Origin of the sequence: Halobellus salinus, assembly GCF_014646875.1 — an archaeon.
GTDB lineage: Archaea > Halobacteriota > Halobacteria > Halobacteriales > Haloferacaceae > Haloquadratum > Haloquadratum salinum.
Genome location: NZ_BMOC01000016.1, coordinates 1 through 23,634, shown reverse-complemented (window position 1 = coordinate 23,634; position 23,634 = coordinate 1). Strand labels below are relative to the sequence as shown.

The following is a 23,634-nucleotide window of genomic DNA, read 5'->3' as shown; positions in this document are numbered from 1 at the left end:
GTCCCACTCTCGTTCTGCTCGGTCGGGTCGCTCCCTCGGAAAGCCATAGGGAGGACAGCACCCACCCACAGCGGTAAGACGGTACCTCCCGAAGTGGTTCGGTATGGACGCCGAAGCCAGAATCCGGGAGTATTACGACGCGCTCGAAGCCGGCGCGCCGCTCGGCCGGTTTCTCGCCGACAGCAGCGATGTCGTCAAGTTCGGCATCTCTGAGCGCTTGGTCGGCGGCGACGCGGTCCGGCAGGGCCTTCGTGAGCAAACCCAACGGACCGCCGACTGGGACGTGGACAGCCGCGCGCTTCGGGTGATCGGCCGGGACTGCCACGCGTGGTTCAGCGACAAGATAGTGTTGTCGTGGCGGGACGTCGAGTCCGGAACCCGGCACACCTTCGAGACCCGGTGGAGCGGGGCGCTCGAAGCCCGTGACGACTCGAAGCCGGTGTTCGTCGGGATGCACGTGAGCACGGCCACCCCGTTCTAACAGCGACACCCCAGGCGTGTCGACGGCGACGCCGCGACGATCACGGTTTTGCGACCCGGTCTTCACGGGCGGGTATGACACGCACTGCCGTCATCGCGGGTTTCGGCCCGGGAACCGGGGAGTCACTCGCCTGGGCATTCACCACCGAAGGGCGTGAGGTCGCGCTGTTCGCGCGGTTGACCTCGCCGACGTCGACCCAATCCGGCAGGGGTTCGAGGCCGTCCGCGACGCCTTCGGCCGGGTCGACATCCCCGTCAACCACGCCAGCACCGCGTCGTGGACCGGGCTGCTCGATTCGAGCGTCGACGACCTCGAGTCGGCGTGGGCGGTCAACGCCCGCGGGATGGCGATGGACACCGCCCCGGAGAGAGTCCGCGTCGCCCACGTCGCGACCGACGGCCAGATTGACGGGCCGAGCGCGAGCCACCCTCCGACCGGGAGACCGACACCTTCCTCGGCCCCGATGGGGTGGCCGAGACGTACTGGCACCTGGTCGAACAGAACGACCCCAGTACACGGCCGTTCGAGATTCACATCACAAACGGGCCGCAGAGCACCGAACTTCTGTAGACCGCCGCGATGCCAACAGTGCGCTACGAGCGTTTCTCGTCGTCCCGACTCTGTTTCGCCCGGCCTGACCGACTCGGCGTGGGTTGTCTCACCACCGTCTTCGGCCTCTGTCGCTGTTGTTGTCTCACCCTTCGGAGTGGCGGGCCCGGTCGCCGCCGTCTCGGTGTCGGTGGTCGGGGCCCGGGTGGGCCGTCCCTCGCACTCTTGAGCTTTCTCGGCCGCAACCGCCTCGTTGACGCCGGCGACCCCGGCGAACAGCGTCCGACAACCGGGGGTTGATTCGAGAGCAGCCTTTCCCCGACGATATCGATCCGAGAGCAGCCTTTCCCCGACGATATCGATCCGAGAGCAGCCTTTCCCCGACGATATCGATCCGAGGGCAGCCTTTCCCCGACGATATCAGTCGTACGCCTCGCGCAGGAACACGAGCACGCCCCCAAGCATGGCCATATTTCCGAAGAACGCCAAGCGTTCGCCGCTGCCCGAACCCTCCTCGGCGTTCCAGAAGTCGTGCATCGTCGGCGTCACGACCGCGAGAAACGCGGCTGCTGCGCCGGTCGCGATCCGGGGGAACCGCCAGAGCGCGACCCCGAGGCCGCCGACCAGCATCATCCCCGACGCGAACGGGGCCGCAAGGTCCGGCATCGGGACGTCGGCTGATTCGGCGTACTCGATCGAGTCCTCTATGTCACGGAAGTCCTCCGAAGCCTGGAGCGCGAGCCCCAGTCCGAGCAGGAGCCGGCCGATTCGGGAGGGAGCGCCGCTGTCGGCAGTGTCGTCGCTCATACCTCTGACCACTCCCGCGGCGCAAATAAGCGTTCGGCCATTATTCCGGATATCGGTTAGGTAGGTCCGAATCTGGTGACGACGGGTCAGAGAGCCATCCGGACTCCCGGCGGTCGCGTTCGACCCGACAGCGTATTCTGGATTGACGCCACACCGGCGTGTATGACTATCGAGCCGGGCGACCGGGTCGCGATCGAGTACGTGGGACGGTTCGAAGACGGCACCGTGTTCGGGACCTCGATGTACGCCGTCGCCGCCGAGACCGGCCTCGCAGCGGCGGAGGACCGCACCCCCGACGACTACGGGCCCCGCACGTTCACGGTCGGCGAGAGTGAGGTGATCGAAGGACTCGACGACGCGGTTCGCGGGATGACAGTCGGGGAGGAAGCGACCGTGACGGTCCCGCCGGCGGCAGCCTACGGCGAGGTTCGCGACGACCGGCTCCGGGAGTACGACCGGGAGCCGTTTGAGGCGATGGTCGACGCCGACGCCGAGGCCGGGCTTCACGTCCACGCACAGAACGGGCTTCACGGCGACGTGGTTGCGGTCCGGGAGGAGAGCGTCGAGGTCGATTTCAACCACGAACTCGCCGGGAAGACACTCGTGTTCGACATCGAGGTGGTGACTCATCGCTCCGGAGGCGCCTCCGAGTCCGAGTGACCCGCGTGTCGGGTCCGAACCGGGAGCCGCACCCGCAACGCCGGTCAGCTACAGTTCGGTCACCGTCGCCCCGGACGGCGAGTGCGTGACGGCTGCGATCCCGCCCGGCCGTTCGATGACGACGGCCTCACCGCCGGGGACGCCCAGATTGTCCCGGATCACGTTCTCGCAGATCACGTTTCCGTTTCGTGTCGGCGCCTGGTGTCGGGAGTGGCCGACGATCTGCGGGGGCGCTGCCGGCCGCATGTGCTTGAAATCCATCCACAAGAGCCCGGCCGACGGCCCCCGGCCGAACTGCCCACCGACGCCGAACACCAGGTCGTACTCCGGGAGGATGTCGAGTTGGTGCTCCCGGTACCGACCCTCTCGGAACATCGTCGCCAGCCGTCGGGCGGCGCTGCGCGCCTGTTTGTTGGCAGCGGCAACATTGAACGGTTCGTTCGCGCCCGCGTGTGAGTAGGTGTGTGCATACCCGTCGAAGGCGACCCCGATTCGCGACTCCGCGACCGTTTCGACGAACGACCGCCGGCGGTCATCGTCCATCTCGATACTGTACACTCCGGGCCACCGGAATCGCTCGGGGAACAGCACGGCCATCTCGTGGTTCCCCAGGTGGTAGCGGACGCGACCCGCCGGCGCCTCCCCTGCGAGTCGTTCGACAAGCGCCAGACACTCGGGATTCTTGTCGCCGCGGTCGAGCAGGTCGCCGTTGAGGAGCAAGACGTAGTCGTTGCCCGCCCAGTGGAGGCACCCGTCGCCGTCCACCGTGACGAGGGGTGGGTACTCGTCGGTCTCGCCGACGGCAGTCAGGGCGTTCCGGGCCGCGTCGAGGTAGCCGTGCACGTCGCTGAGACTCACAATCGCCGGCGCCTCCCCCCGTTTCCGGAACCACTCGATACTGTCCGGGGCGGCGCCTGGGTCGAACACCATTCTGGACCCGACAACCGGTCGATGGGGTATTAAACGTTCTGGCGACCGCCGCCGATCGGGTCCGACGGCCGGGCGACGCCTGTTCGCTGGCGAGCGAGCGGTTCGGCGGCTCCGGACGGCTACTCGTGGATCTCGATCCGGTCGTCGCCCTTCGGTACGATACACAGGAACGAGCCCCGGGTGTCGGTGTCGTTCCGGTACCAGTGGTCGACGCCGGCGGGGATCAGAAGCGAATCGCCCGCCGAAACGGTGTGTGTCTCCTCGTCGATCCCGACGGCGTAGTCGCCCTCGACGACGAACTGCTCGTGCTCGACCTCGTTGGTGTGCCGCGGGACGCGCGCGCCCGGTTCCAGCACGAACCGGCGCATATCGAAGTTGGGCGTTCCCTGGCCGTCGCCCAGGAGGACCCCCTTCCGAAGCCCCTCGGCGAGGTCGACGGATTCGTACTCGACGTCGGCCGCGCGGCGGACCTGTGGCGTCTGGTCGGATTCGGCCATACCTACCTGTTCGTGGCCGACAACTTGGATGTACCTCCGACGGGGCGAGACCGGTTCCGGTGGGACCGCACCGCGACCCGGTCGGCCACCCCGGGCCGGGGTCGAATACTAATGTTTAATATTTGCGTCGCATTGGGTTATGATATGAGTGTTGTCAGCGTCTCTATGCCGGAGGAACTCGTCGACCGGATCGACCAGTTTGCGGACGATCACGGCTACACCGGTCGGAGCGAGGTACTCCGGGAGGCGAGTCGGAACCTGCTCGGCGAGTTCGAGGACAAGAAACTCGAGGATCGTGAGCTGATGGGTGTCGTCACCGTACTCTTCGACTACGAGACAACGAGCGTCGAGGAGAAAATGATGCACCTCCGCCACGAACACGAGGGGATCGTCGCCTCGAACTTCCACAGCCACGTCGGCGGCCGCCACTGCATGGAGCTGTTCGTTCTGGAGGGGTCACTCGAGGAGATCTCGACGTTCGTCGGGAAGATCCGGGCAACGAAAGACACGCTCACGATCGACTACTCCGTGCTGCCGGTGGATGATTTCGGCCCGTTGGCCGGAATGGACTGAGACGAATCGCCGTCCCGGTCTCCCCACGACCACGCCGAACGTTCAAATACCGGGCCGGGACCATCCAGCCTGTGACTGCCCGAGCCAACACCGTCCCGGTTTCCGACCTCGCTCGCGCCGCGTACTGCCCGCGACAGCTCTATTACGCCCGACGCGACGACGACCGTGGCCCGCCGGAGTCGGTCGCGACCGCACGGGACCTGGCGTTCGAGTACGAGTCGCTCCGCGAGGCTCCCAACAAGCGGCTCCGGGACCGACCGATCGAGGTCTCCCCGGAAGCGTACCGGTCGAACCTCGCTACGCTGGCCGACCGCGACGTGTACCACCGGCTCGTGGACCCGGGATCCCGAGACGCGTTGCTCCGCGGCCGGGACTGCCACGGCGTAGCACACAAACTCCTCGAGGCTGACGAGGACACCGAGGAGTCGCCGCCGGTTCCTGCGGTCATCTCGACGGGCGAACCCCCGCCGCGCGGGGTATGGGAACCACAGCGCGTCCGGGCGGTCGCACTGGCGCTCGCACTCGCGTGGGAACGCAATCGGGAGGTCCCCGAGGCGATCGTGGAGTATCCACGGCACGGCGTCGTCCGGACGGTCCGACTGACCACGCGCAACAGGGGCGTCTACCGTCGCGCGTTGTGGACCGTCCGGTCGATGGACGGGGTGCCAAGCCGGATTGACGACGAGTCGAAGTGCGACGCCTGTGAGTACCGGGAGACCTGTGGGACGCGAACCCGCTCGCTGAAGACGATACTCGGGTTGGGGTGAACCCCAGGACACGCGGGTGTCGCGGGCGGAACCGGCGACGCCGCGGACTACCCGTCCTCGACGACCGGCTCCGTTCCGGCCTCGTCGGCGAGCCACGCTGTGATGGCGTCCGCCATCGCGCCGCGACGGTGGATCATGTTCTGCTCGGGGTCGACGACCGTGCTTTCGGTGCCGGTCCTGGATCCGGCGTCGACAACCGCGGCGACGGATTCGCGGAGCCCCGGGTCGAGATCGTCGGGGTGGGTGACACTTGGGGACCCGCTGCGGTTCGCGCTCGTTGCGGTCACCGGGACGGGCGCGGCTCGCTCGAACAGCGACAGCGCCACCTCGTCGTCGGGGACGCGGACGCCGACCCGAGGCCGTCCGGCAGTGAGCGCGTCCGGCAGCGAGGGGTCACACTCGACGACGACAGTGACTGGGCCGGGGAGAAATCCTCGCAGAAACCGGCGCGCGCGGTTGCTCGGTCTCGTGTACCTGAGCGCGGCGTCAGCGCTCGGGACACCGAGCGAGAGCGGCTTCGACCGGTCGCGACCCTTCAGCTCGAACACTCGATCGACGGCGTCGGCGTCGGCGGCGTCGGCGCCCAGCCCGTAGACCGTCTCCGTTGGATAGACGACGGCGTCACCGTCGTGGACGGCCGCCGCCGCGGCGTCGAGTTCGTGGTCGGACGGCTGCGTTTCCCCCGCCATTCACCGGATCATAGGCGACCGGCGGTCAAGAGCGTGGCGGAACCGGACCCAGCGTGTCGGGTCCCGAGCCCCGGAACCCAGGGGCTCACCGGATCGTCCAGCGGCGACCGTCGCGGTCGATCAGGCCGCGCTCGGCGAGCCGGTCGAGCGCAGTCTCGACCCGCTCGGAGTCGGCGTGGAGGTCGCCCGCGATCGCACCCGCGCGACGGTTGCCGCGGGCGATCGCGGCGAGCACCTCGGCGTGGAACCGGCTGTCGGCCTCCGATCCGAGCCGGTTGCTCAGGCTGTCGAGAACGTCGGTCACGCGCCCGTGAACCCACCGCTGCGCCAAGGAGAGTTCGCTTTCGACGTCCTCCAGGTAGGCGTACCGGCGGGCGAGTTCGGCGACGCCGACGCGGCCCATGTCATCCGTGTCGTCGCGTTCGGGACCGACCCCATCTGTCGGCCCGTCCGGCCGTGTAGACCGCCCGGGTTCGCCGTCGGTCGCGGCGCGGTCGTTGTCGGTCGCGGCGCGGTCGTTGTCGGTCGCGGCGCGGTCGCTGTCGGTCGCGGCGCGGTCGTTGTCGCCGGGCACGGGTGTACTATCATCGAATTCGGCGCGAGCGTCGGCACCCGCACCGGTGGTGCCGCCGGGCAGTTCCAGCGAGATGTGCTGACACCGCCCGCGCATATCGAGGCTCCGACTGGCGGGGTACGCGCTCTTTGCGCCGAACCGATACGGCGAGACGCTGACCTCCAGCCGAAGGTTCCGCGCGATGTGGAAGTATTTCCGGCGCTTTTCATCCGTCCGGCTCTCGATCAGCCCCGCGTCCTCGAGTTGCCGGAGGTGATCGATGACTGCCTTGGGGCTGACCCCGAGGTACTCGCTGATCTCGGTGACGTAACAGGGTTTATTAGAGAGCAGCCGGAGAATGCGCCGCCGGTTCTCGTTCCCGAGAAGGTCAAGCAGTACCGCAGAGTCCATAACCGGAGGTAAACCCTTCAACTATAAAAAGCTGTCTTATTTCACGCCAAGTGAAAAACGTCGCATTCGGCGCAGACAAGCCGTCTATCTGTCGAACACCCAACTCGCGTACCCAACGACCAGAAACGAGAGCGTCACGGTGATCCCGGCGAGCAGCGGCCCCGCCTCGTAGCGCAGCGGCGGGTAGAGCCCGAGCCCGTAGTCGAAAGCGTCGTTGAGCAAGAGCAGGAGAAGCGCCGCCACCAGTGCCTCACGGGACGTGCGGCCGTAGTAGGGAATCGTCGCCGCCTGGAGCAAAAAAAAGAGGTGTGTCACGAGGATCCCCCAGTACTCCCAGAGCAACGCGGGGGTGAATCCGACGTAGAGGTCTGGCCGGAGGTTGAGCGCGACCGCGGTCCAGACACCGTACTTCGCGAGCCACACGAACGCCAGTGTGTGGACGACGGTGAGCAGCCGGTTCGACGGTGTCGCACCGACCGGGCGCCCAAGGTGCGGAAGCAGCGTCGCGACCGAGAGCGCCGCGAGCGCGAGTGCGGTCGGTGAATCGCCGAACAGCGGGTACGCGAGGGCGCTGAGGTCCCCGAGTGAGGGGTCGGAGTGGACGTAGAAACTGACGCCGACGAGGAACGCCGCGGCGTCGGCGACGAGCACCCACCCCAGACTCGCGGGGTTGCCGAGGTAGTACTGCACCCACTGCTCCGGGAACGGGCGTTGCAGCCGGGCCCGGAGAGTGGATCCATCGGGTGACTCGCCCATCGCTTCCACCGACGCCGGGGAGCCGAAAGAAGGTGTCGCGTCGGTACTGTGTCGTTAGCGACGGGACCACGGGGAACGGCCTGGGAGGGCCGGGAGGCCCGTGAGCGCAACCGATCACCTCCGGAAACGAAGCCTATTCCTCGCTGCTCGCCGTTGGGCGCGTATGAACGTAGGGCTCGTCGTGCTTGACGGGTGGGGTATCGGCGACCACAACCGGCGGGACGCGGTGAAAGCGGCGTCGACGCCGACCTTCGAGCGGTTCGCCGACGCCGGGGCGTCCGGGAGCCTTGAGGTGTCCGGCCGGCGCGTCGGCCTCCCGGAGGGCCAGATGGGCAACAGCGAGGTCGGTCACCTCACCATCGGGGCCGGGCGCGTGGTCACGCAGGCGTACACCCGGATCGAAGACGCCATCGCGGCGGGTGAGTTCCGGTCGAACCCCACGATCCGGGGGAGCCTCGACCGCGCCGCCGACACCGGCGGACGGCTCCACTGTATGGGGCTGCTCAGCGACGGCGGCGTCCACTCCGAACAGGGCCACCTCCACGCGCTGATCCAGGCCGCCGCCGATCGCGATATCGACGCCGTCACCCACGTGTTCACTGACGGCCGCGACACCGACCCCCACGGCGGGGAGGCGTACCTCACTCGGCTTCGGGACGTCGTCGACGACTGCGGGACCGGCGGGGTCGCGACCGTCTCCGGCCGCTACTACGCCATGGATCGGGACGAGAACTGGGCGCGGACCGAGCGCGCGTACGACGCGATCGTCGACCGCGACGCAGCCCACAAGGCCGATACGGCGGTCGAGGCGGTCCGGGACTCCTACGACCGCGGCGACACCGACGAGTTCGTCGAGCCGACGCTGATCCGGGATCGGCCGGGGCTCGACGACGGCGATGTGGTGGTCGTGTTCAATTTCAGGCCGGACCGCGCCCGCCAGTTGGTTCGACTCCTCGCCGACATCAACCCCGAGTGGCCGTTCGATACTGATCCCCCGGAGGCGATGGTCGTGACGATGACCGAGTACGACGAAACGTTCGACCTCCCGGTTGCGTTCCCGCCGGCGGAGCCCACACAGACACTCGGTGACGCCCTGGCCACGGCCGACATGACCCAGCTCCGGATCGCCGAATCCGAGAAGTACCCGCACGTCACATACTTTCTCAACGGCGGCCGCGAGGTCGCGTTCGAGGGGGAGATCCGCCGGATCGTTGAGAGCCCGGACGTGCCGACGTACGACCACCAGCCGGAGATGAGCGCGCCCGGTGTGACCGACGCCGCGGTCGATCTCATCGAATCGAACGACCCCGACGCGATGGTGCTCAACTACGCGAACCCGGATATGGTCGGCCACACCGGCGACTTCGAGGCGGCCGTGACCGCAGTCGAGACCGTCGACCGGGAGCTGAGCCGGCTGGTGCCGACGGTCCGGGGAGCGGGCGGCCACGTCCTCCTCACGGCGGATCACGGCAACGCCGACGATATGGGGACGGCCAAGCAGCCACACACCGCCCACACCACGAACCCGGTGCCGTTCGTCTACCTAACGCCCGACGGCGACGCCGGCGGGAAACAGGTCCGCGAGAACGGATCGCTCTGCGACATCGCGCCGACGATGCTGGCGCTGCTGGGGGTCGAGGCGCCGGCGGCGATGACCGGCGAGTCCCTGGTGGAGCGCGGCATCGGCGAGTAGCCACCGATCCGTCCGGCCGTACCCGTCGTCTCAGCGCGGCGCAGACCGCGGGCCGGAGGGCGACGGCCTCCGAGGCGGAGTCGGGACGTACTCGTCAGTTTCCACCCATCCCACCTAACAGCCGCGTGTCTGTCGGAGTCGACCCTCGCGGAGGCAGCGGGGACGCTCACGGACCCGAGGATCGCTCCCGACAACGCCCCCTTGGCGACCGTTGTCCCGGCGGCCAAGACCCCGTTCGTGCCGGATCCAGCGCAGGTCGAACGCACGGCTCCGCCGCCGACGGCGAGTACCCTCGTGCGCCGGCGGAACAGTGTCGTTCTCGCTCGTACGCCGTGTCCGACACGCGAGCGTGCACCGCTATGGGAGCTCCACCAGCACAGGTCAATACCACACGATTCAAGACTCGTCGGTGGCAACGCTTGGCTGCGCCACGGTAGCCAAGTTCGGAAAAGGCGGAGCACTCAAGATGCTCTCCCGTAGGGGTCCACAGGTTCAAATCCTGTCCGTGGCACTTTCCCGATGGGCCTGAGATACTGAAACAGCCGATAATCGCTTGTCTCGGCGTTGCAGCGACGAAACAGCCGCGGGGTGGACGCCCAATCGGTCTTTTGCTCCCCGCGGTCGGTCGCGATCGGTACCCTACCTGCGCCGCGAAGGCTGTAGGTACAGGCCGTGAAAACGGTCAAATATGGTTTTGATACTTCATTCGACCTAATACGCAACAGCGGTACGTTGTGGATACGATGGTGCTGGTCTCCGCATTCAAAGACGGATCCGCTGCCCTCAGAGCGAACCCGATCCTGCTCGTCGCCGGCCTCCTGGTTGGGGCTGGAAGCCAACTGCAGTACGTCGATCAGTTCATCGACTCTCCGGTGTTGTCAGCCGGCGCCTCGGTCGCGTGGCTGATCGTCTTCCCGTTCGTTCTCGGCGGATTCATGGGAACGGCCCGCGCTGCGATCGAAGGCACGGACACGTCTCTCTCCCACTTTGCCACCGAAGCGCGGGCACATTACGTTCGACTCCTCCTCGCGACCGTGGTGTTCGTGCTGATCGTTCTCGGAACCGTGATCGGACTCGGACTTGTCGGGCTTGTCCTCGGTGTCGGACTGTGGGCGATCAGTGCAATACACGAGATGGCCGCCTTCGCCGCAGGCGTTGCCGCGGCGCTCGTCTGGTTGGTGGCGATTCTCGTCGTCGTTATGTTCGTGCAGTTTTATGACGCCGCGGTCGTGCTCGAAAAGCAAACGCATACTGACTGTTTCCGGCGAAGCATCGGGCTCGTCCGCTCGAACGTCGGAAGCGTCGTCGGATTCTCGCTCGTGTGGGTCCTCCTAGTGAACGCGTTCCGCATCCCCGAATACCTGGTCCAGTTGACGGTGACCGACGCCGGGCCTGGTGATGTACTCCCGGTCGACCTCGGGATTCCGGTCGCGCTCTTGCTCCCGATCGGAACCGTCGTGTCGGCGGTCGGTTTCGCGTACCTCTATACGGTGTACACAGCGTACTACCTGCGATTGATCAACGACTCACCGCTCCCCACGGACGCAGCATAGCCACACACCAACAACTACAATCGATGGTTTCGAACGCCCACTGACCCGAAGCGCCTCCGACACCCACCCAACGAACCCACCGCACATGTCACGACTCCTGCCCACACGAACGGATGCCGCTGTCGAACGGAGCTGTAACCCTGACGTCCTGAGCCTCGACGACGACGAAACACGGGATGTGCTCGAAGCACTGTCCTCCGAGACCGCCTACGAGATCTTTCGGCTGCTCAACCAGACGCCGGCGACCCCGGCACGGATCGCCGCGGAACTCGACCAGAGTATCCAGAACGTCCACTACCACCTGACGAACCTCGAATCGGCTGGCGTCATCGAAGTCACCGACACCTGCTACTCGGAGAAGGGGCGTGAAATGAACGTGTTTGTCGTCTCTCAGGACCCGACGCTGCTGTTTCTCGGCACCGAGGACGACCGGACGAGCCTCAAACGCGCGTTCAAATCCTTCGCGTCTCTGCTCGGCCCCCCTTCGATTCTGCTTGCCGCCGGCGAATCCATCTCGCGGATCGTCACCGGCGAATGAGCAAACGCACCGGTTCAGCGACCCGAAGTAGTTCGACCGTTGACGGCCCACTCACGTGTGACGTGGGTCCGACGATCAGAGCCCGAGACGACACCGACGGGTGTGGGTGTCTCGAATGCCGGAACATCGACACGACCACCACTAACCGGACCGTTCTTGACGCGCTTGTCTGGTCCGTCCGCCCGTGTCGGTCCCACCCATCGATTGTCGCCTTCGCTGGCGTGATCATCCTCGGTAACCGGCTTCTCGAAACGGGTCTCACCGCCGCCTTCCCGACGCCCGCGGTGGGTGTCGTCGAAGGCGTGGCCGCGTTCGCACTTGTTGTATCGATTCGCGCGTACGCGGGAACAGTTGTGGCCGGAGAACTGACCGGTGAGCCGGTCACGGTGCGCGAGGGGCTGTACCGAAGCCTCGCCCGAACGCCGGCGTTAATCGGCGTCGTCCTGCTCGTCGCGTTCTCCGTGCTGGTGATCCCGTCTCTTGTCTCTCTGCCACTCTTGCTTTTGCTCGGATTGACTCTGGGTAGTCCAGTGGGGGTGGTTGGGTTCCCGCTTACTGCGGCAGTCGGTGTGCTTGTCGTCGCCGTACCGTCTTTGTTTCTCCTGTTCAAGTTCTGGTTCGCACCGGAAGCCTGTGTCATCGGTCAGTATGGTCCGATCGAAGCACTGGAGGTCAGTTGGCGCCTCACGACGAACTACCGCGGACGGTTCGCGCTCATCATCGTGATCGTAATCGGGAGTGCAATCAGCACCCATCTGCCAACGGCCTTCCTCGAGTTCGGCACGGGATCGGCTCTGGTATCTCCCGTCCTGAGTGTGGCCTCAGCGAGCGTTGGAGAGTTGCTCTCGGTCGCGTGGGCAAGTGCGTACGCACACACGTACGTTAAAAATATCGTGTTGTGAACAACGCCGTGCTGTGAACAATCGTGTTGTGAACAACGCCGTGCTGTGAACAGGGGCCTGCACCCGAAGCTCAGTTCGTTTGAATCGCAGCGACGCCGATCGCTTCGCTCCGCACCGGCCGGAGAGCCACCCAGAACCCGGCGCGTTCTGGTGACGACCGCGACGCGAGCAGTGATGCGTTCACGATGGCGGCGCCGTGAGCTCGGGAGCGCTCCGTGCTCCCAGTGGCAGCGCCGCCTCGAGTCGTTCGAACGGGCGAAGCTCTCTCGTGGCCACGAACGACGCAACCCGTCTCTCGAATGACGCCGAGTCGCAGCCTGGGAGGGGGCTCCAGTCACGCTGGCAGTCGGCGGGAAGCGCCGCCGAAACCGAGACCGCGGGCGGTTCCGAGGTTTTCTGCCACCGTTCTCGGCGGTTCCGTCCCCAACTAACCAGCACCTCTCGGGCAGACCGAAGCACCTTAGCCGTCGAACGGGTAGGTGCGACCAATGAGCGACGACCGGCGACGCGCCGTCCGCCGCGTGGGTGTGGTCGTGCTCGCCGCCAACCTCGGTCTCGTGGCCGCCAAAGGGGGCGTCTGGTGGGTCACCGGCAGCCTCGCGGTCGGGTCGGAGGCGGTCAACAGCCTCGCCGACACCGCCTACAGCCTGATCGTGCTCGCGGGACTGTATCTCACCACCCGACCCCCGGACTTCGAGCACCCCCACGGCCACGAGCGGATCGAGCCGTTCGTGTCGCTGTTCGTCGCGCTCGGGATCTTCGTGGCGGGCGGGGTGGTGCTTTGGAACGCGGTGACGTCGGTGGCGAACGGAACCTACGGCGTCGAGGCAGGTGCCGCGGGTGTCGCCGTGTTAGTCGCTTCCGCGGGGGTGAAGTTCGGACTCTACCGGTACTGTCTGGCGGTCGGACGGAAGCGGCACTCTCCGGCGGTCGTCGCTGCGGCGCTCGACAACCGCAACGACATCCTGACCGCGACGGCGGCGCTCGTGGGGGTGTTGGGGGCATCGTTCGGCGTGCCGGTGCTTGATCCCATCGCCGCCGGGGTCGTGTCGGTGGGGATCTTCTACACCGGGTTCGAGATCGTCCGCGACAACGTCAGCTACCTGGTCGGCGCCGCGCCGCCGGAGGACCTCCGCCGGGAGATTCTCGAGCGCGCGTTAGAACACCCGCGGGTCCGCGGCGCACACGACGTGGTGGCCCACTACGTCGGCCCCGAAGTGGACGTGAGCCTCCACATCGAGGTTGAGGGGCACATGTCGTTGTTCGAGGCCCACAGCATCGAATCCGAGGTGGTCGAGTCGGTCCGCGCGGTCCCGGAGGTCGACGACGTGTTCGTCCATGTGGACCCGAAAGAACTCGGCGAGTGGAAGCCCGACGACAACGCCGACCGGTTGGTGGGGACCGCGGTCGCTGGGGAGGGACACGCTCCGCCAAAGCGGGGTGCCGGCGAAGACGTCCGGTCGGAGGCGGCCACCGCGGAGGACCCCGAGCGGCGGGACTGAGTGCCGGCCCCTATCGGTCGGCGACGGCCACCGCGGAGGACCCCGAGCGGCGGGACTGAGTGCCGGCCCCTATCGGTCGGCGACGACCTACAGCCGGGACCGGAGGTCAGCAACGACGTCCTCGGTGCCGGCGGTCCCGCCGATGTCTGGGGTCCGCGGGGCCGACTCCTCGGCGAGTTGGTCGACGACCGCGCTCCACAGCGCGTCGCCGGCGGCGGTCTCGCCGAGGTCATCGAGCAGCATCGACCACGACAGCACCGTCGCAAGCGGGTTCGCGACGCCGTCGCCGACGATATCGGGCGCGCTGCCGTGGACCGGCTCGAACATCGAGGGGTTCGCGTCGCCGGGGTGGACGTTCCCCGAGGGTGCCAGTCCCATACTCCCGGTGATCTGTGCCCCGATATCGGTGAGGATGTCGCCGAAGAGGTTCGAGGCGACCACCACATCGAACTCGTGTGGGCGGCGGATCAGATCCATCGCCGCGGCGTCGACAAGCAACCGCTCGACGTCGACCGACGGGAACTCCGTGCTCACCTCCGCGACGATGTCGTCCCAGAACACCATGCTGTGCGCCTGGGCGTTCGACTTCGTGATCGAGGTGAGGTGGCCTTCCCGCTCCGCGGCGGCCCGGAACGCCGCGCGGACGATCCGCTCGGTGCCACGCCGGGTGAAAAGCGCCGACTGGACCGCGGTCTCGTGGTCGAACCCGCGGTGCTCCCGCCCGCCAACGCTGGCGTACTCGCCCTCGGTGTTCTCCCGGTAGACGACGAAGTCGATGTCGCCGGGGCCGTACCCCCGGAGCGGGCTGTCGATCCCCTCGAAGAGGACGTTCGGGCGCTTGCAGACGTACTGGTCGAACCCCTTCCGGATCGGGAGCAACAGGCCGTGGAGGGTGACGTGGTCGGGGACCTCGGGGTGGCCGACGGCGCCGAGGAAGATGTTGTCGAACCCGCGCAACCGGTCAAGCCCATCGTCGGGCATCATCTCCCCGCGGTCGAGGTAGTGTTCTGTCCCCCAGTCGAACCGCGTCGTTTCGACCTCGAACCCCGCGTCGGCGGCGGCGCGCTCGACAACTGAGAGCCCCGCGTCGACGACTTCCACCCCGATCCCGTCGCCCGGAATCACCGCGACCTCATACGAGTCCATACCGGGCGGTTCGTCGGGGTCGGGTTTGTACTTTGATACCGGTCGCAGCGGCACTGGGCCGGGACCCACAACGCCGCCCGGGACGACCCCGGACGGACCCGAGACCGGTCCCACCGGCCACCCCACAGAGTGGACGGGTGTCCGTCCGAACGACACTTTGTTATACTCCTACGCGTTATCGGACTGTGAAATGGACAGACGGACGTATCTGAAAAGTGGTGGCGGGGTTCTGGTCGGTGGGTTGCTCGCAGGCTGTTCCGGCGGCGACTCCGGTGGGGAGGCCACGACGACAACCGCAGACACCGAGACGGAAACGGAGACTGAAGTCACGGCCGACCCGACAGCGACGACCGAGACGGCCGAAGCGACCGCGGAGCCAACGGTCCCGGAGACGGTCGTCATCGGCTCCGACATCCCCTACCGGCCCTTCGAGTACGAGACGACGTCGGGCGATCTGACCGGGTTCGACGTCGACATCGCAGCGGCGGTCTTCGAGGATCAACTCGGCATCGACTACGAGTTCCAGCCAACCAGCTTCGACTCGATTATCCCGTCGCTCAACAACGGCAACTTCCGGATCATCATGTCCGCGATGACGATCAACGACGAGCGCGACGAGGAAGTCGACTTCTCGGATCCGTACTTCACCGCGTACCAGACCGTCATCGTCCGGGAGGACAGTTCGATCTCCGCCCGCGCGGACCTCGAGGGAGAGACCGTCGGCGTCCAGAAGGGGACCACCGGCGCGGGCGCGGCCACGGGGCTTCAAGAGGAGTTCGGCGGCGACCTCTCAATAAACGAGTACGACCAGATCAACGGCGCGTTCCAGGCGCTTCTCAACGGCCAGGTAAACGCCGTCATCAACGACAACACCGTGAACGCGGAGTTCGCGAACGAACAGGACGGCGTGGTCTTCCTCAAAGGCGACGGCGTCGCCGCCGACAGTGACCAAGACGCCCCGCCGTACCTGACGCTCACCATCGAAAGCTACGGGATCGCGTTCCGCGAGGACGACGACGAGTTCCTCGAACGTGTCAACGAGGCGCTGGCGACGATCCGGGAGAACGGGACCTACGACGAGGTCTACTCGGAGTACTTCGCGGGCTGACGACGCCGGATCCGCTCTCTACCCCACACTATGGCAGATTCCCACTCGAGCGTCCAGCCGAACGCGAACGCCACCGCCGACGGGTTCGCCGACGATCAGACCCTGAAATACATCGGGGTCGGACTGTCGAGCCTGTTTGCGCTCGGTGTGGCCCTCTTGATCCTCTACATCCTGGCGACCGAGGTCAACTACGGGCTGATCCCGACGATCCTCCCGCAGTTCATCGGTGCGTACGGGCTGGTGCTCGGGATCGTGGTGACGAGCAGCATCCTGTCGGTGACGTCGGGGATTTTCGTCGGCCTCGCGCGGGTCTCGAAGACGCGGCTCACGAGCGGGATCTCCGCGGCGTACGTCCAGTTCTTCCGCGGCACGCCGCTGCTGTTCCAGATCTTCGTGATCTATTTCGGGATCCCGACGCTGTGGCCCGGCCTCTTCCCGATCCAGAACTGGGGGTTACCGACGGCGATTATCGCGTTGACGCTGAACCATGCGGCGTACGTCGGCGAGGCGGTCCGCGGCGGGATCGGCGCGGTGCACGACGGCCAGATGGAGGCCGCCCGGTCGCTTGGAATGGGGTACATTCAGGCGATGCGGGAGGTCGTCGTCCCGCAAGCGTGGCGGAACGCTCTGGCGGCGGTCGGCAACGACCAGATTATCCTGGTGAAAGACACCTCGCTTCTGACCGTCATCGCGATCCCCGAACTCATCCAGCAGTTCCGCGACGTCAACAGCGCGACGTTCGACCCCTGGACCCCGATCGTGTTGGTCGCGATCGCGTACCTCTCGATCACCATTCCGATGGGGCGGCTCGTGGAGTATCTCGAGAACCGCGGCGACTGGGGTGGTGACGCCCGATGACCGACGGCTCCCTCCTGGAGTTCGAACACGTCGACAAGTACTTCGGCGACACCCACGTGCTCAAAGACGTCTCGTTGGACATCGCCAACGGTGAAGTCTGTGTCGTCGTCGGCCCCTCGGGCTCCGGGAAGTCGACGCTGCTCCGGTGTGCGAACCGGCTCGAGGAGATCCAAGCGGGCGAGATCAGGCTCGACGACCGGTCGATCTCCGACCCCGGCGCCGACATCAACCGGCTCAGACAACGAATCGGGATGGTCTTTCAGTCGTTCAACCTCTTTCCGCACAAGACCGCCCTCGAAAACGTGACACTCGCTCCCCGGAAGGTACGCGGTGTCGACGACGACACCGCACGGGAGCGGGGCGTCGACCTGCTCGCGGAGGTCGGGCTCTCCGATCAGGCGGCGTCGTACCCCAGCCAGCTCTCGGGGGGCCAACAGCAGCGGGTCGCGATCGCCCGCGCGCTCGCGATGGACCCACGAGTAATGCTGTTCGACGAGGTCACAAGCGCCTTAGACCCGGAACTCGTCGGGGAAGTCCTGGGCGTGATGCGGAGTCTCGCCGACGACGGAATGACCATGATGGTTGTCACCCACGAGATGGGGTTCGCCCGCGAGGTGGCTGATCGGGTCGTCCTCATGGACGAGGGGCGGATCGTAGAGACCGGGGCGCCGACACCCTTCTTTGAGCGCCCGGACACGGACCGGGGCGCGCAGTTCCTGTCAAAACTGTTCTGAACCCCCGGAAACGGGACGACCCGATCCCGTTCGATCGCGTCGCGAGACTCACATGAACTCCGACAGCCCCGCCTGGCTGTCGCCGTCCGCCGCATCCGCGGTGTCCTCGGTATCGACCTCTGAGTCCGTGCGGTCGAGCACGTCCGCGTCGGTAGGGTCGTCGGGCCCGCCGTCGGCGCTGCCGTCGCCGACACTGTCTCCACCCTCCCCGCCGTCGAACGCGCCGCCGGCGTGGTCTTCGAGCGCCTCGGCCCGGAGGGCAGCCGCGTCTTCGACGATCGACTGGACCTTGTTCGTGGTCTTCCCGCTGCCGGTGACGTAGGCGACCCCGGCCTCGTCGAGATCGTACCACGCGGCCATCGCGACAGTCAGGTCCCGCGGCTTGCAATGGTGGGTCACCGCCGAGAGGAACGGAAGCACGTCGAGCCGGGCGGTCGTCATGGAGAACCCCCCCGATTCCGCGATCGCGCGGACCACCTCGCCGCGGGTCGAATCCCGGGTCGAGCGGTAGGGTGCGCCGCCGTACCGCGTCCACCCGCCGTAGGTGCCGTCGCGGGCGGCCGCGACCCCGCCGGCGAGGTTGTCGGTGGCGTACCGCCACCACGTGTAGTCGTAGTCGGTGGCGTACACCCGGCTTGTCCATATGTCCGCGTTCGCGAGGAACTCGTACGCTCGCGCGAGCTCGCGGCCCTCATAGACCAGCGACACCTTGTCCTCGACCCACTGGAGGAGGTCCTCCGGGGTCTCGTCGACGTCGTAGGCGGTTCGGAGCGCCGCCTCCGCGGACCTTTCCTCCTTCAGGACTGTATCGAGGAACTCGAACAGCCCGACCGCGCGGTTCCGGGAGCCGGTGGACACGTCCTCGAGAGCGATCCGACTCCGGTCTTCGGCTGTCACCTGGAGATCCTTGACTGCCGCCCGGAGGTCACCGTCGTTGTCGTCGGCGATGCGTTCTAAGGCATCCTCGTCGAACTCGATTCCTTCCTTCCGGAGGATGTCTCTGAGGACCGGCACGGTCGACCGCGCGGAGACGTCGCGGAACTCGATCTCTCGGGCGGCGTTCCGGAGGCTGTTCGACATGTCGTAATACTCGTTTGCGATCAACACGACCGGCTGGTTGGCGTCCTTCAGAAGCTCCGTGACCGCGCGCTTCCCGCCGCGGTCGTACTGGTGGTGGATGTTGTCGGCCTCGTCGAGCACGATCAGTTGCCGACCGCCGCTGCCGTCGCCACCGGTCCCGCCGCCTCCGTCGCCGCCGCCCACTGACCCCGCGAGCGTGGCGTTCTGCGCGGCCCGCCCGGCGAACCGCTCGATGTCGTCGCCGGTTCGCTGGTCGGAGGCGTTCAACTCGACGACCTCCCACCCCATGTCGTTCGCCAGCGCGTGGGCCGCGGAGGTCTTGCCGACTCCGGGAGCGCCGTGGACGACGACGGGTTCGCGGTGGTCGTCCCACGTCCGTGCCCACTCCTCCAACGTGTCGCGGGCCTTGTTGTTCCCGCGGACCTCCGAGAGGGTCGTCGGCCGGTACCGTTCGGTCCAATCGGTCATCGGTTGTTCTTGGCGTGACCTCGGTTTAGTGGTTGTGGGGTCTCACCGGTCTCCCCGCGGACGGCTGAACACCCGGCGCCGCAGCCGTCGGCGAGCGGCGCTGAACCGTCGGTCACAACTCCCGTGCGACCATCTCGCCCCACGGCTCGAAGCCGTGCCGGCGGTAGAACGCCTGCGCCCTGTCGTTTTCGGCGTCGACATCCAAAACCAGCCGGTCGAGCGGGAGGTCCTGGGTTTGCGCCTGCTCTACTACGGCGCCGAACAGTTCGTCGGCGACCGCTGTCCCCCGGCGGGTTGGAGCGACGTAGATCTCGTTGAGCACTGCAGCGTCCCACACGAACGACAGCGACTCCGGCAACAGGAACGCGTAGCCGACGAGACCCGTCGCCGCGGCGTCGCCGTCGACTTCGCCTCTCCCGGCTTCAACGCCCACCTCGGGGTCACAGACCACCACGCACCCCGGGTCGTCGTCGACGCACCGGTCGACCCACGCCAGCCACCGGTCCCGGTATCGCGGCGTCAGTTTCTCGGCGTAGACGGCAGCCTTGTCGTCGCCGCCGGTCTCCGCCCCGAGTTCCAGCTCGAAGTCGCGTTTCAGCCCCCACAACGACGATTCGTCGCGCTCAGCGTCGTACGGCCGGATCGTGACGCCGTCCGTCACGCGCGGTCACCTCCGTCGACTCCAGCGTTCGCCGACCGCCGCGCCCGCCACAGCCGCGTACCGGTGACGAACGCCGCGAGCGGGAGGAGCCACGCCCGAAACCCCGTCATCGCCACCGGGAAGAGGCGCTCGACGCGCTGTGAGCCGCCGCCGCCTCCGGCCTCGCCACTCCCACCGCCGGAGTCCTCGACGCCGAGTGTCGGTTCGGCGTCGAGCACCGTCCGGAAGTCGAAGTTGCTCGTGGTTCGTTGCGGCTCCGGGTCGTCGGGCGAGAGGTCCACGAACGTCTGTACCCACCCGCGGTCGGTCGAGTAGAACAGTCGGCCGTCGACCGTGTAGAACGCGTCGTGGAGCGGGTAGAACGCGTTGATGCCGCCGACAACGAGGTCGGGGACGATTCCGGCACCGACCAGACACACCACCGCGGTGAACGCGAGCGTCACCCCGCGGTCGCCGTACCGTCGGTGAAGCAGCGAGTCGGGGCCGCGCCGGAGGTCGGCCGCGAGCGCGAGCAAAACTAGTCCGGGCAGGACGAAGTTGTGCCCCACCGACCGGTGGGCACCCGACAGCACCGGCTCCAGCGCCACGTCGAGGTCGGGCACCGCGGTCGCTGCCGCGACGACAAGGACGCTCCGACCGTCGAACTCGGTGCCGAGTAGCCCCGCAGCGAGCAACAGCGCGAGCGACACGTGAATCAGCGTCGAGGGCACGCAGGTACCTGACGCGTGCCCGGACTTGAACGTTCCTGCGTGCAGGCCTCCGTTCCCGCCCCGGTACGCTTTTGCGGCCGCCCACGCCATCGGAACGTATGTGTCGAGAGACCCCACCGGGTGGGGGTAGCGGGCCGTGACGACGGTGCCCAGAGCGGAACTCGCCCGTCGGATCGCGGGCGAGATCACGCTGAGCGACGATCCCGGGGCGACCCTCCGGAAGTGGCGCACCGACTTCGACGTCTCCCAGACCACGCTCGCAAACCAACTCGACGTCTCCTCGTCGGTCATCTCCGACTACGAGAGCGGCCGCCGGGAGAGCCCGGGGATCGGGGTGATCCGCCGAATGGTCGAGGCGCTGCTCGACATCGACGAGGACCGCGGCGGCGGTCGGATCCGCCAGTACGCCCGCGTCATCACCGCGGGCTTCGACAGCGACATCGTGCTGGACCTCCGGGAGTACCCCCGGTCGGTCCCGCTCGAAACCCTCTACGACGCGATGGACGCCACCGAGTTGGTGCGCGGCGACAAGGACCGGATCAGCGGCCACACCGTCATCGACAGCATCGAGGCGATCACCCGGCTGTCCTCCGAGGAGTTCTACCGGCTCTACGGCCAGTCGACCTCGCGGGCGCTTGTGTTCACCGGCGTCACCCGCGGGGAGGCCGCCCTGGTCGCGATGCGCGTGGTGAACCCCACACCCACCGCGGTCGTGCTCCACGGCCTCGACGAATCGGACCTCTGGGAGCACGCGCCCGCGCTGGCGAAGATCGACGGGCTGTCGCTCGCGATCTCGAACCGCAACCTCGACGAGACGCTCGAGGAGCTGCGGAAGCTGCCGTAGCTATCGGCGCCGGCGGGGTATGACAATTATCTGACTGACTCCGATCTTGGGTGACGCTTGCCAGCCAGGAAACCGCAGTGGGTGGGAGTGGAAGGGGCCGCGCTCTCGACGACGTTGGCGAGAGCACAGCTCTCGTCAGCCAAACAGAACGCTCTGCGTTCTGGTGAAGGCGGGCGTTCACAGTGGCAAAGCCGCCGTGAGCTCGGGAGAGCGAAGCTCTCCCGGTGAAGCAAGCACCGCAGGAGTGAGCCGGGCGAGACCGGTGGTCTCGCTGGAAACCGGCGGTTTACCGCCGGTGACAAAGCGAACGACGCGGAGCGGCTTTCGAACGACAGCGAGGCCCCCGAGTCGAGAGCGCGGGGGCTTCCGGAGTCTTCACCGAAAGGGTCCCAGCGGTCTCGTTTCTAATTAAATCACGCCCTCATCCCACGTACTCGTACCGCCGCTCGTTCATCCGGCCCCACCCGGTGAACACGAACTCCGCCTCGGGCTGGGTGAACGCTTCGACTTCGACCTCCTTCTCGTGGTTGTGGACATCGTGGATCAGCTCGTACTCCTCGAACGAGAGGTCGTAGCGGGTCGCCAGCTGGTCGTCGACGTCGATCGGGTCGATCGAATCGCGCCACTCCTCCTGTACCGTCTCGGCGTGGATCTCCGCCTGCGCGCCGGAACCGTAGGAGCCGACCAGGAACCGTTGGCCAGCGAGGTCGACGCCGTCGGCGGCGGCCGCCCGCAACGCCGAGAGCCGGGCGAGGTGCACGGAGCCGGTGTACCAGTTGCCGACCTGCCCGGAGACGTCGACCGTGGGATCGATCGCCTCGTCGTACCACGCTTGGTATCGGCTCGTCGCCTTCAGATCGTCCATGTACGCCCGGATCGCCTCCTCGTAACCCTCCCGCGAGTCGAAGTCGGACTCGCGCGGCTGCAGCCCGATGTCGCCTGCAAGCGCCTCCTCGATGTCGGTGTCGCGAGTGATGTGGCGGTAGCCCAGGAGCGCCGCCTTGCGGACCATCCCGGGGTAGGGCGTGTGGAACGGGAAGTACGCGAAGCTGTCGGGGTGGGTGTCGCCCGCGACCGACTCGTAGTCCTCCAAGGCCTCGCGCATCCGGGCGAGGTACACCTGGATCGAGCGCTTCCCGTCGACGCTGGGGAACTGCTGGTTGGGCTTCAGGAAGTCGGTCTCGTCGGCGCTGCCGTACCCCTGCTCGGTCGAGAGCGCGACGATATCCGGGTCCTCGTCGATCAACATCGCGACCGCGCCCGCGCCCTGGGTCGCCTCGCCCGGATCGCCCCGCTCGTAGAGCGCGGTGTCGGTAGCGATCACCAAGGCCGCGCGGCCGCGGTTTCGGCCCGCGCGGATCCAGTTGTACGCGTCGTCGATGCTCTGGGTGCCCGAGAGACACGCGAACTTCCGCTCGCCCTTGTTGGCGTGGTGGAAGTCGCCGTCGTAGACCGATTCGAGGCAGCCCGCGATGTACGTCGACACCGGCTTGGAGTTGTCGAACGCGGATTCGGTGGCCACGTCGATCCGGCCGATGTCGTCGGGCGTGAGGCCCTTCCGGTCGATCAACGCCTTCGCGGCGTTGGCGCCCATCGTGACGATGTCCTCGTAGACGTCCGGCAGCGAGGAGTGTTCGATCCCGATCCCCTTCGTGTACTTCTCGGGATCCTCGTTTTTTGCCGGCGCGAAGGTTTCGGCGAGGTCGAGCCGCAGCCTGCCGCTTCGGATCTCGATGGCGTCGATGCCGACGGCTGTCATACGTCGGGGTTCCGCGGCCCGTTATATGGGTTTGTCGATGGTGGTGTCGACGATCGTGTGAACTACCCTACCCTACTCGCTCACGGCTGCGCCGTTCGCCCCTTGAGGGTAGGGCTTCCTGCTTCCACGACGCGCTTTGCAGATACAGGCGTATCCACAGGGAGCGCAGTCTCCACAGGCATTGATTCGGAGTGTCCCACTCCTACATCTTCGAGACCGCGAGAAAGAATGTTCCACGCCGTTGCCAGAAATCTTCGATTTCTGGCTGCCCGCCAGACGTAGTCTGGCGACCTCGTTCGCGTCCCTGTCCGCCTCAAACCCGCAGGCAGGACAGGAGTGTTCACGGACCCACAACGGCTTATCCGTCGAAACGCCGCAAGACGCGCACTCCTTGGTCGTCCCTCT

General features: G+C 66.9%; 24 protein-coding genes, 1 tRNA gene and 3 pseudogenes. 14 read left to right on the top strand and 14 right to left on the bottom strand.

What is annotated here, in order from left to right; genetic code table 11:
- Nucleotides 1-103: 103 nt before the first annotated feature.
- Nucleotides 104-481, top strand: coding sequence for a nuclear transport factor 2 family protein (locus IEX72_RS11925; protein WP_188787652.1), 378 nt, complete (start codon nt 104-106; stop codon nt 479-481).
- Between the two features lie 138 nt (nt 482-619).
- Here IEX72_RS11925 and IEX72_RS11920 read toward each other — a convergent pair whose 3' ends face one another.
- Together IEX72_RS11920 and IEX72_RS11915 are read right to left on the bottom strand one after the other, a co-directional pair.
- On the bottom strand, nt 620-970 hold the full coding sequence (locus IEX72_RS11920; protein ID WP_188787650.1) for a hypothetical protein: 351 nt from the start codon (nt 968-970) through the stop codon (nt 620-622).
- A gap of 480 nt (nt 971-1,450) precedes the next feature.
- The gene (locus IEX72_RS11915) at nt 1,451-1,837 is read right to left on the bottom strand and encodes a DoxX family protein (protein WP_188787648.1); all 387 of its coding nucleotides are present in this window, start codon (nt 1,835-1,837) and stop codon (nt 1,451-1,453) included.
- A 162-nt stretch (nt 1,838-1,999) separates the two neighbouring features.
- On the opposite strand from IEX72_RS11915, the gene IEX72_RS11910 reads away from it, so the two are divergent.
- On the top strand, nt 2,000-2,497 hold the full coding sequence (locus IEX72_RS11910; protein ID WP_188787646.1) for an FKBP-type peptidyl-prolyl cis-trans isomerase: 498 nt from the start codon (nt 2,000-2,002) through the stop codon (nt 2,495-2,497).
- 48 nt (nt 2,498-2,545) lie between these two features.
- Here the strand turns inward: IEX72_RS11910 and IEX72_RS11905 are convergent, their stop codons facing one another.
- Both IEX72_RS11905 and IEX72_RS11900 read right to left on the bottom strand, forming a co-directional pair.
- Nucleotides 2,546-3,427: a metallophosphoesterase gene (locus tag IEX72_RS11905; protein WP_188787643.1), complete on the bottom strand. Its 882-nt coding sequence runs from the start codon at nt 3,425-3,427 to the stop codon at nt 2,546-2,548.
- 119 nt (nt 3,428-3,546) lie between these two features.
- The gene (locus IEX72_RS11900) at nt 3,547-3,924 is read right to left on the bottom strand and encodes a cupin domain-containing protein (RefSeq protein WP_188787641.1); all 378 of its coding nucleotides are present in this window, start codon (nt 3,922-3,924) and stop codon (nt 3,547-3,549) included.
- 144 nt (nt 3,925-4,068) lie between these two features.
- On the opposite strand from IEX72_RS11900, the gene IEX72_RS11895 reads away from it, so the two are divergent.
- A complete protein-coding gene (locus IEX72_RS11895; RefSeq protein ID WP_188787639.1) occupies nt 4,069-4,497 on the top strand; it encodes a CopG family ribbon-helix-helix protein in 429 nt (142 codons plus the stop codon).
- 71 nt (nt 4,498-4,568) lie between these two features.
- Nucleotides 4,569-5,264, top strand: a complete 696-nt coding sequence (locus IEX72_RS11890; RefSeq protein WP_188787637.1) for a CRISPR-associated protein Cas4 — start codon at nt 4,569-4,571, stop codon at nt 5,262-5,264.
- Nucleotides 5,265-5,311: 47 nt separating this feature from the next.
- Here IEX72_RS11890 and IEX72_RS11885 read toward each other — a convergent pair whose 3' ends face one another.
- The 4 genes and pseudogenes from IEX72_RS11885 to IEX72_RS11875 all read right to left on the bottom strand — a co-directional run bounded on the left by IEX72_RS11885 (nt 5,312) and on the right by IEX72_RS11875 (nt 7,673).
- Nucleotides 5,312-5,953 (bottom strand): L-threonylcarbamoyladenylate synthase, encoded by a 642-nt coding sequence (locus tag IEX72_RS11885; protein ID WP_188787635.1) that lies wholly within the window; start codon nt 5,951-5,953, stop codon nt 5,312-5,314.
- An 85-nt stretch (nt 5,954-6,038) separates the two neighbouring features.
- Nucleotides 6,039-6,338, bottom strand: a pseudogene (locus IEX72_RS15665) (MarR family transcriptional regulator); the annotation flags it as partial.
- A gap of 207 nt (nt 6,339-6,545) precedes the next feature.
- Nucleotides 6,546-6,917 (bottom strand): annotated as a pseudogene (locus tag IEX72_RS15245) (ArsR/SmtB family transcription factor); the annotation flags it as partial.
- Between the two features lie 84 nt (nt 6,918-7,001).
- Nucleotides 7,002-7,673: a DUF1405 domain-containing protein gene (locus IEX72_RS11875; RefSeq protein ID WP_188787632.1), complete on the bottom strand. Its 672-nt coding sequence runs from the start codon at nt 7,671-7,673 to the stop codon at nt 7,002-7,004.
- Nucleotides 7,674-7,836: 163 nt separating this feature from the next.
- Here IEX72_RS11875 and gpmI point away from each other — a divergent pair, with 163 nt between their 5' ends.
- From gpmI to IEX72_RS11845, 6 genes are all read left to right on the top strand, one after another.
- Nucleotides 7,837-9,366 (top strand): 2,3-bisphosphoglycerate-independent phosphoglycerate mutase, encoded by a 1,530-nt coding sequence (gene gpmI, locus IEX72_RS11870; RefSeq protein ID WP_188787629.1) that lies wholly within the window; start codon nt 7,837-7,839, stop codon nt 9,364-9,366.
- Nucleotides 9,367-9,793: 427 nt separating this feature from the next.
- Nucleotides 9,794-9,877: transfer RNA gene (locus IEX72_RS11865), tRNA-Leu, on the top strand.
- A 232-nt stretch (nt 9,878-10,109) separates the two neighbouring features.
- Complete coding sequence (locus IEX72_RS11860; RefSeq protein ID WP_188787627.1) at nt 10,110-10,919, top strand: DUF7847 domain-containing protein; 810 nt, start codon at nt 10,110-10,112, stop codon at nt 10,917-10,919.
- An 85-nt stretch (nt 10,920-11,004) separates the two neighbouring features.
- On the top strand, nt 11,005-11,457 hold the full coding sequence (locus IEX72_RS11855) for an ArsR/SmtB family transcription factor (protein WP_188787625.1): 453 nt from the start codon (nt 11,005-11,007) through the stop codon (nt 11,455-11,457).
- A 221-nt stretch (nt 11,458-11,678) separates the two neighbouring features.
- Complete coding sequence (locus IEX72_RS11850) at nt 11,679-12,359, top strand: hypothetical protein (RefSeq protein ID WP_188787623.1); 681 nt, start codon at nt 11,679-11,681, stop codon at nt 12,357-12,359.
- Nucleotides 12,360-12,847: 488 nt separating this feature from the next.
- On the top strand, nt 12,848-13,861 hold the full coding sequence (locus IEX72_RS11845) for a cation diffusion facilitator family transporter (RefSeq protein ID WP_188787621.1): 1,014 nt from the start codon (nt 12,848-12,850) through the stop codon (nt 13,859-13,861).
- Between the two features lie 87 nt (nt 13,862-13,948).
- Here IEX72_RS11845 and IEX72_RS11840 read toward each other — a convergent pair whose 3' ends face one another.
- Entirely contained in the window at nt 13,949-15,007 is a 1,059-nt protein-coding gene (locus tag IEX72_RS11840; protein ID WP_188787619.1) for an isocitrate/isopropylmalate dehydrogenase family protein, read from the bottom strand.
- A 190-nt stretch (nt 15,008-15,197) separates the two neighbouring features.
- Here IEX72_RS11840 and IEX72_RS11835 point away from each other — a divergent pair, with 190 nt between their 5' ends.
- The 3 genes from IEX72_RS11835 to IEX72_RS11825 are packed head-to-tail and all read left to right on the top strand — an operon-like array spanning nt 15,198 to nt 17,707.
- Entirely contained in the window at nt 15,198-16,115 is a 918-nt protein-coding gene (locus tag IEX72_RS11835; RefSeq protein ID WP_188787617.1) for a basic amino acid ABC transporter substrate-binding protein, read from the top strand.
- A 30-nt stretch (nt 16,116-16,145) separates the two neighbouring features.
- Nucleotides 16,146-16,973 (top strand): amino acid ABC transporter permease, encoded by an 828-nt coding sequence (locus IEX72_RS11830; RefSeq protein ID WP_188787615.1) that lies wholly within the window; start codon nt 16,146-16,148, stop codon nt 16,971-16,973.
- Nucleotides 16,970-17,707, top strand: coding sequence for an amino acid ABC transporter ATP-binding protein (locus IEX72_RS11825; protein WP_188787613.1), 738 nt, complete (start codon nt 16,970-16,972; stop codon nt 17,705-17,707). Before IEX72_RS11830 ends, IEX72_RS11825 begins: the two co-directional genes overlap by 4 nt.
- Nucleotides 17,708-17,755: 48 nt before the next feature.
- On the opposite strand, the gene IEX72_RS11820 is transcribed toward IEX72_RS11825, so the two are convergent.
- The 3 genes from IEX72_RS11820 to IEX72_RS11810 all read right to left on the bottom strand — a co-directional run bounded on the left by IEX72_RS11820 (nt 17,756) and on the right by IEX72_RS11810 (nt 20,626).
- Complete coding sequence (locus IEX72_RS11820) at nt 17,756-19,255, bottom strand: replication factor C large subunit (RefSeq protein ID WP_188787611.1); 1,500 nt, start codon at nt 19,253-19,255, stop codon at nt 17,756-17,758.
- 112 nt (nt 19,256-19,367) lie between these two features.
- On the bottom strand, nt 19,368-19,916 hold the full coding sequence (locus tag IEX72_RS11815; RefSeq protein ID WP_188787609.1) for a GNAT family N-acetyltransferase: 549 nt from the start codon (nt 19,914-19,916) through the stop codon (nt 19,368-19,370).
- Nucleotides 19,913-20,626 (bottom strand): metal-dependent hydrolase, encoded by a 714-nt coding sequence (locus tag IEX72_RS11810; RefSeq protein WP_188787607.1) that lies wholly within the window; start codon nt 20,624-20,626, stop codon nt 19,913-19,915. Before IEX72_RS11810 ends, IEX72_RS11815 begins: the two co-directional genes overlap by 4 nt.
- Before the next feature lie 136 nt (nt 20,627-20,762).
- Here IEX72_RS11810 and IEX72_RS11805 point away from each other — a divergent pair, with 136 nt between their 5' ends.
- A complete protein-coding gene (locus IEX72_RS11805; protein WP_188787606.1) occupies nt 20,763-21,470 on the top strand; it encodes a helix-turn-helix domain-containing protein in 708 nt (235 codons plus the stop codon).
- A 421-nt stretch (nt 21,471-21,891) separates the two neighbouring features.
- Here IEX72_RS11805 and hmgB read toward each other — a convergent pair whose 3' ends face one another.
- Nucleotides 21,892-23,229 carry a hydroxymethylglutaryl-CoA synthase gene (gene hmgB, locus IEX72_RS11800; RefSeq protein WP_188787604.1) on the bottom strand — a complete coding sequence of 446 codons (1,338 nt, stop codon included), beginning with the start codon at nt 23,227-23,229 and terminating at the stop codon, nt 21,892-21,894.
- An 80-nt stretch (nt 23,230-23,309) separates the two neighbouring features.
- A pseudogene (locus tag IEX72_RS11795) lies at nt 23,310-23,634 on the bottom strand (zinc ribbon domain-containing protein); the annotation flags it as partial.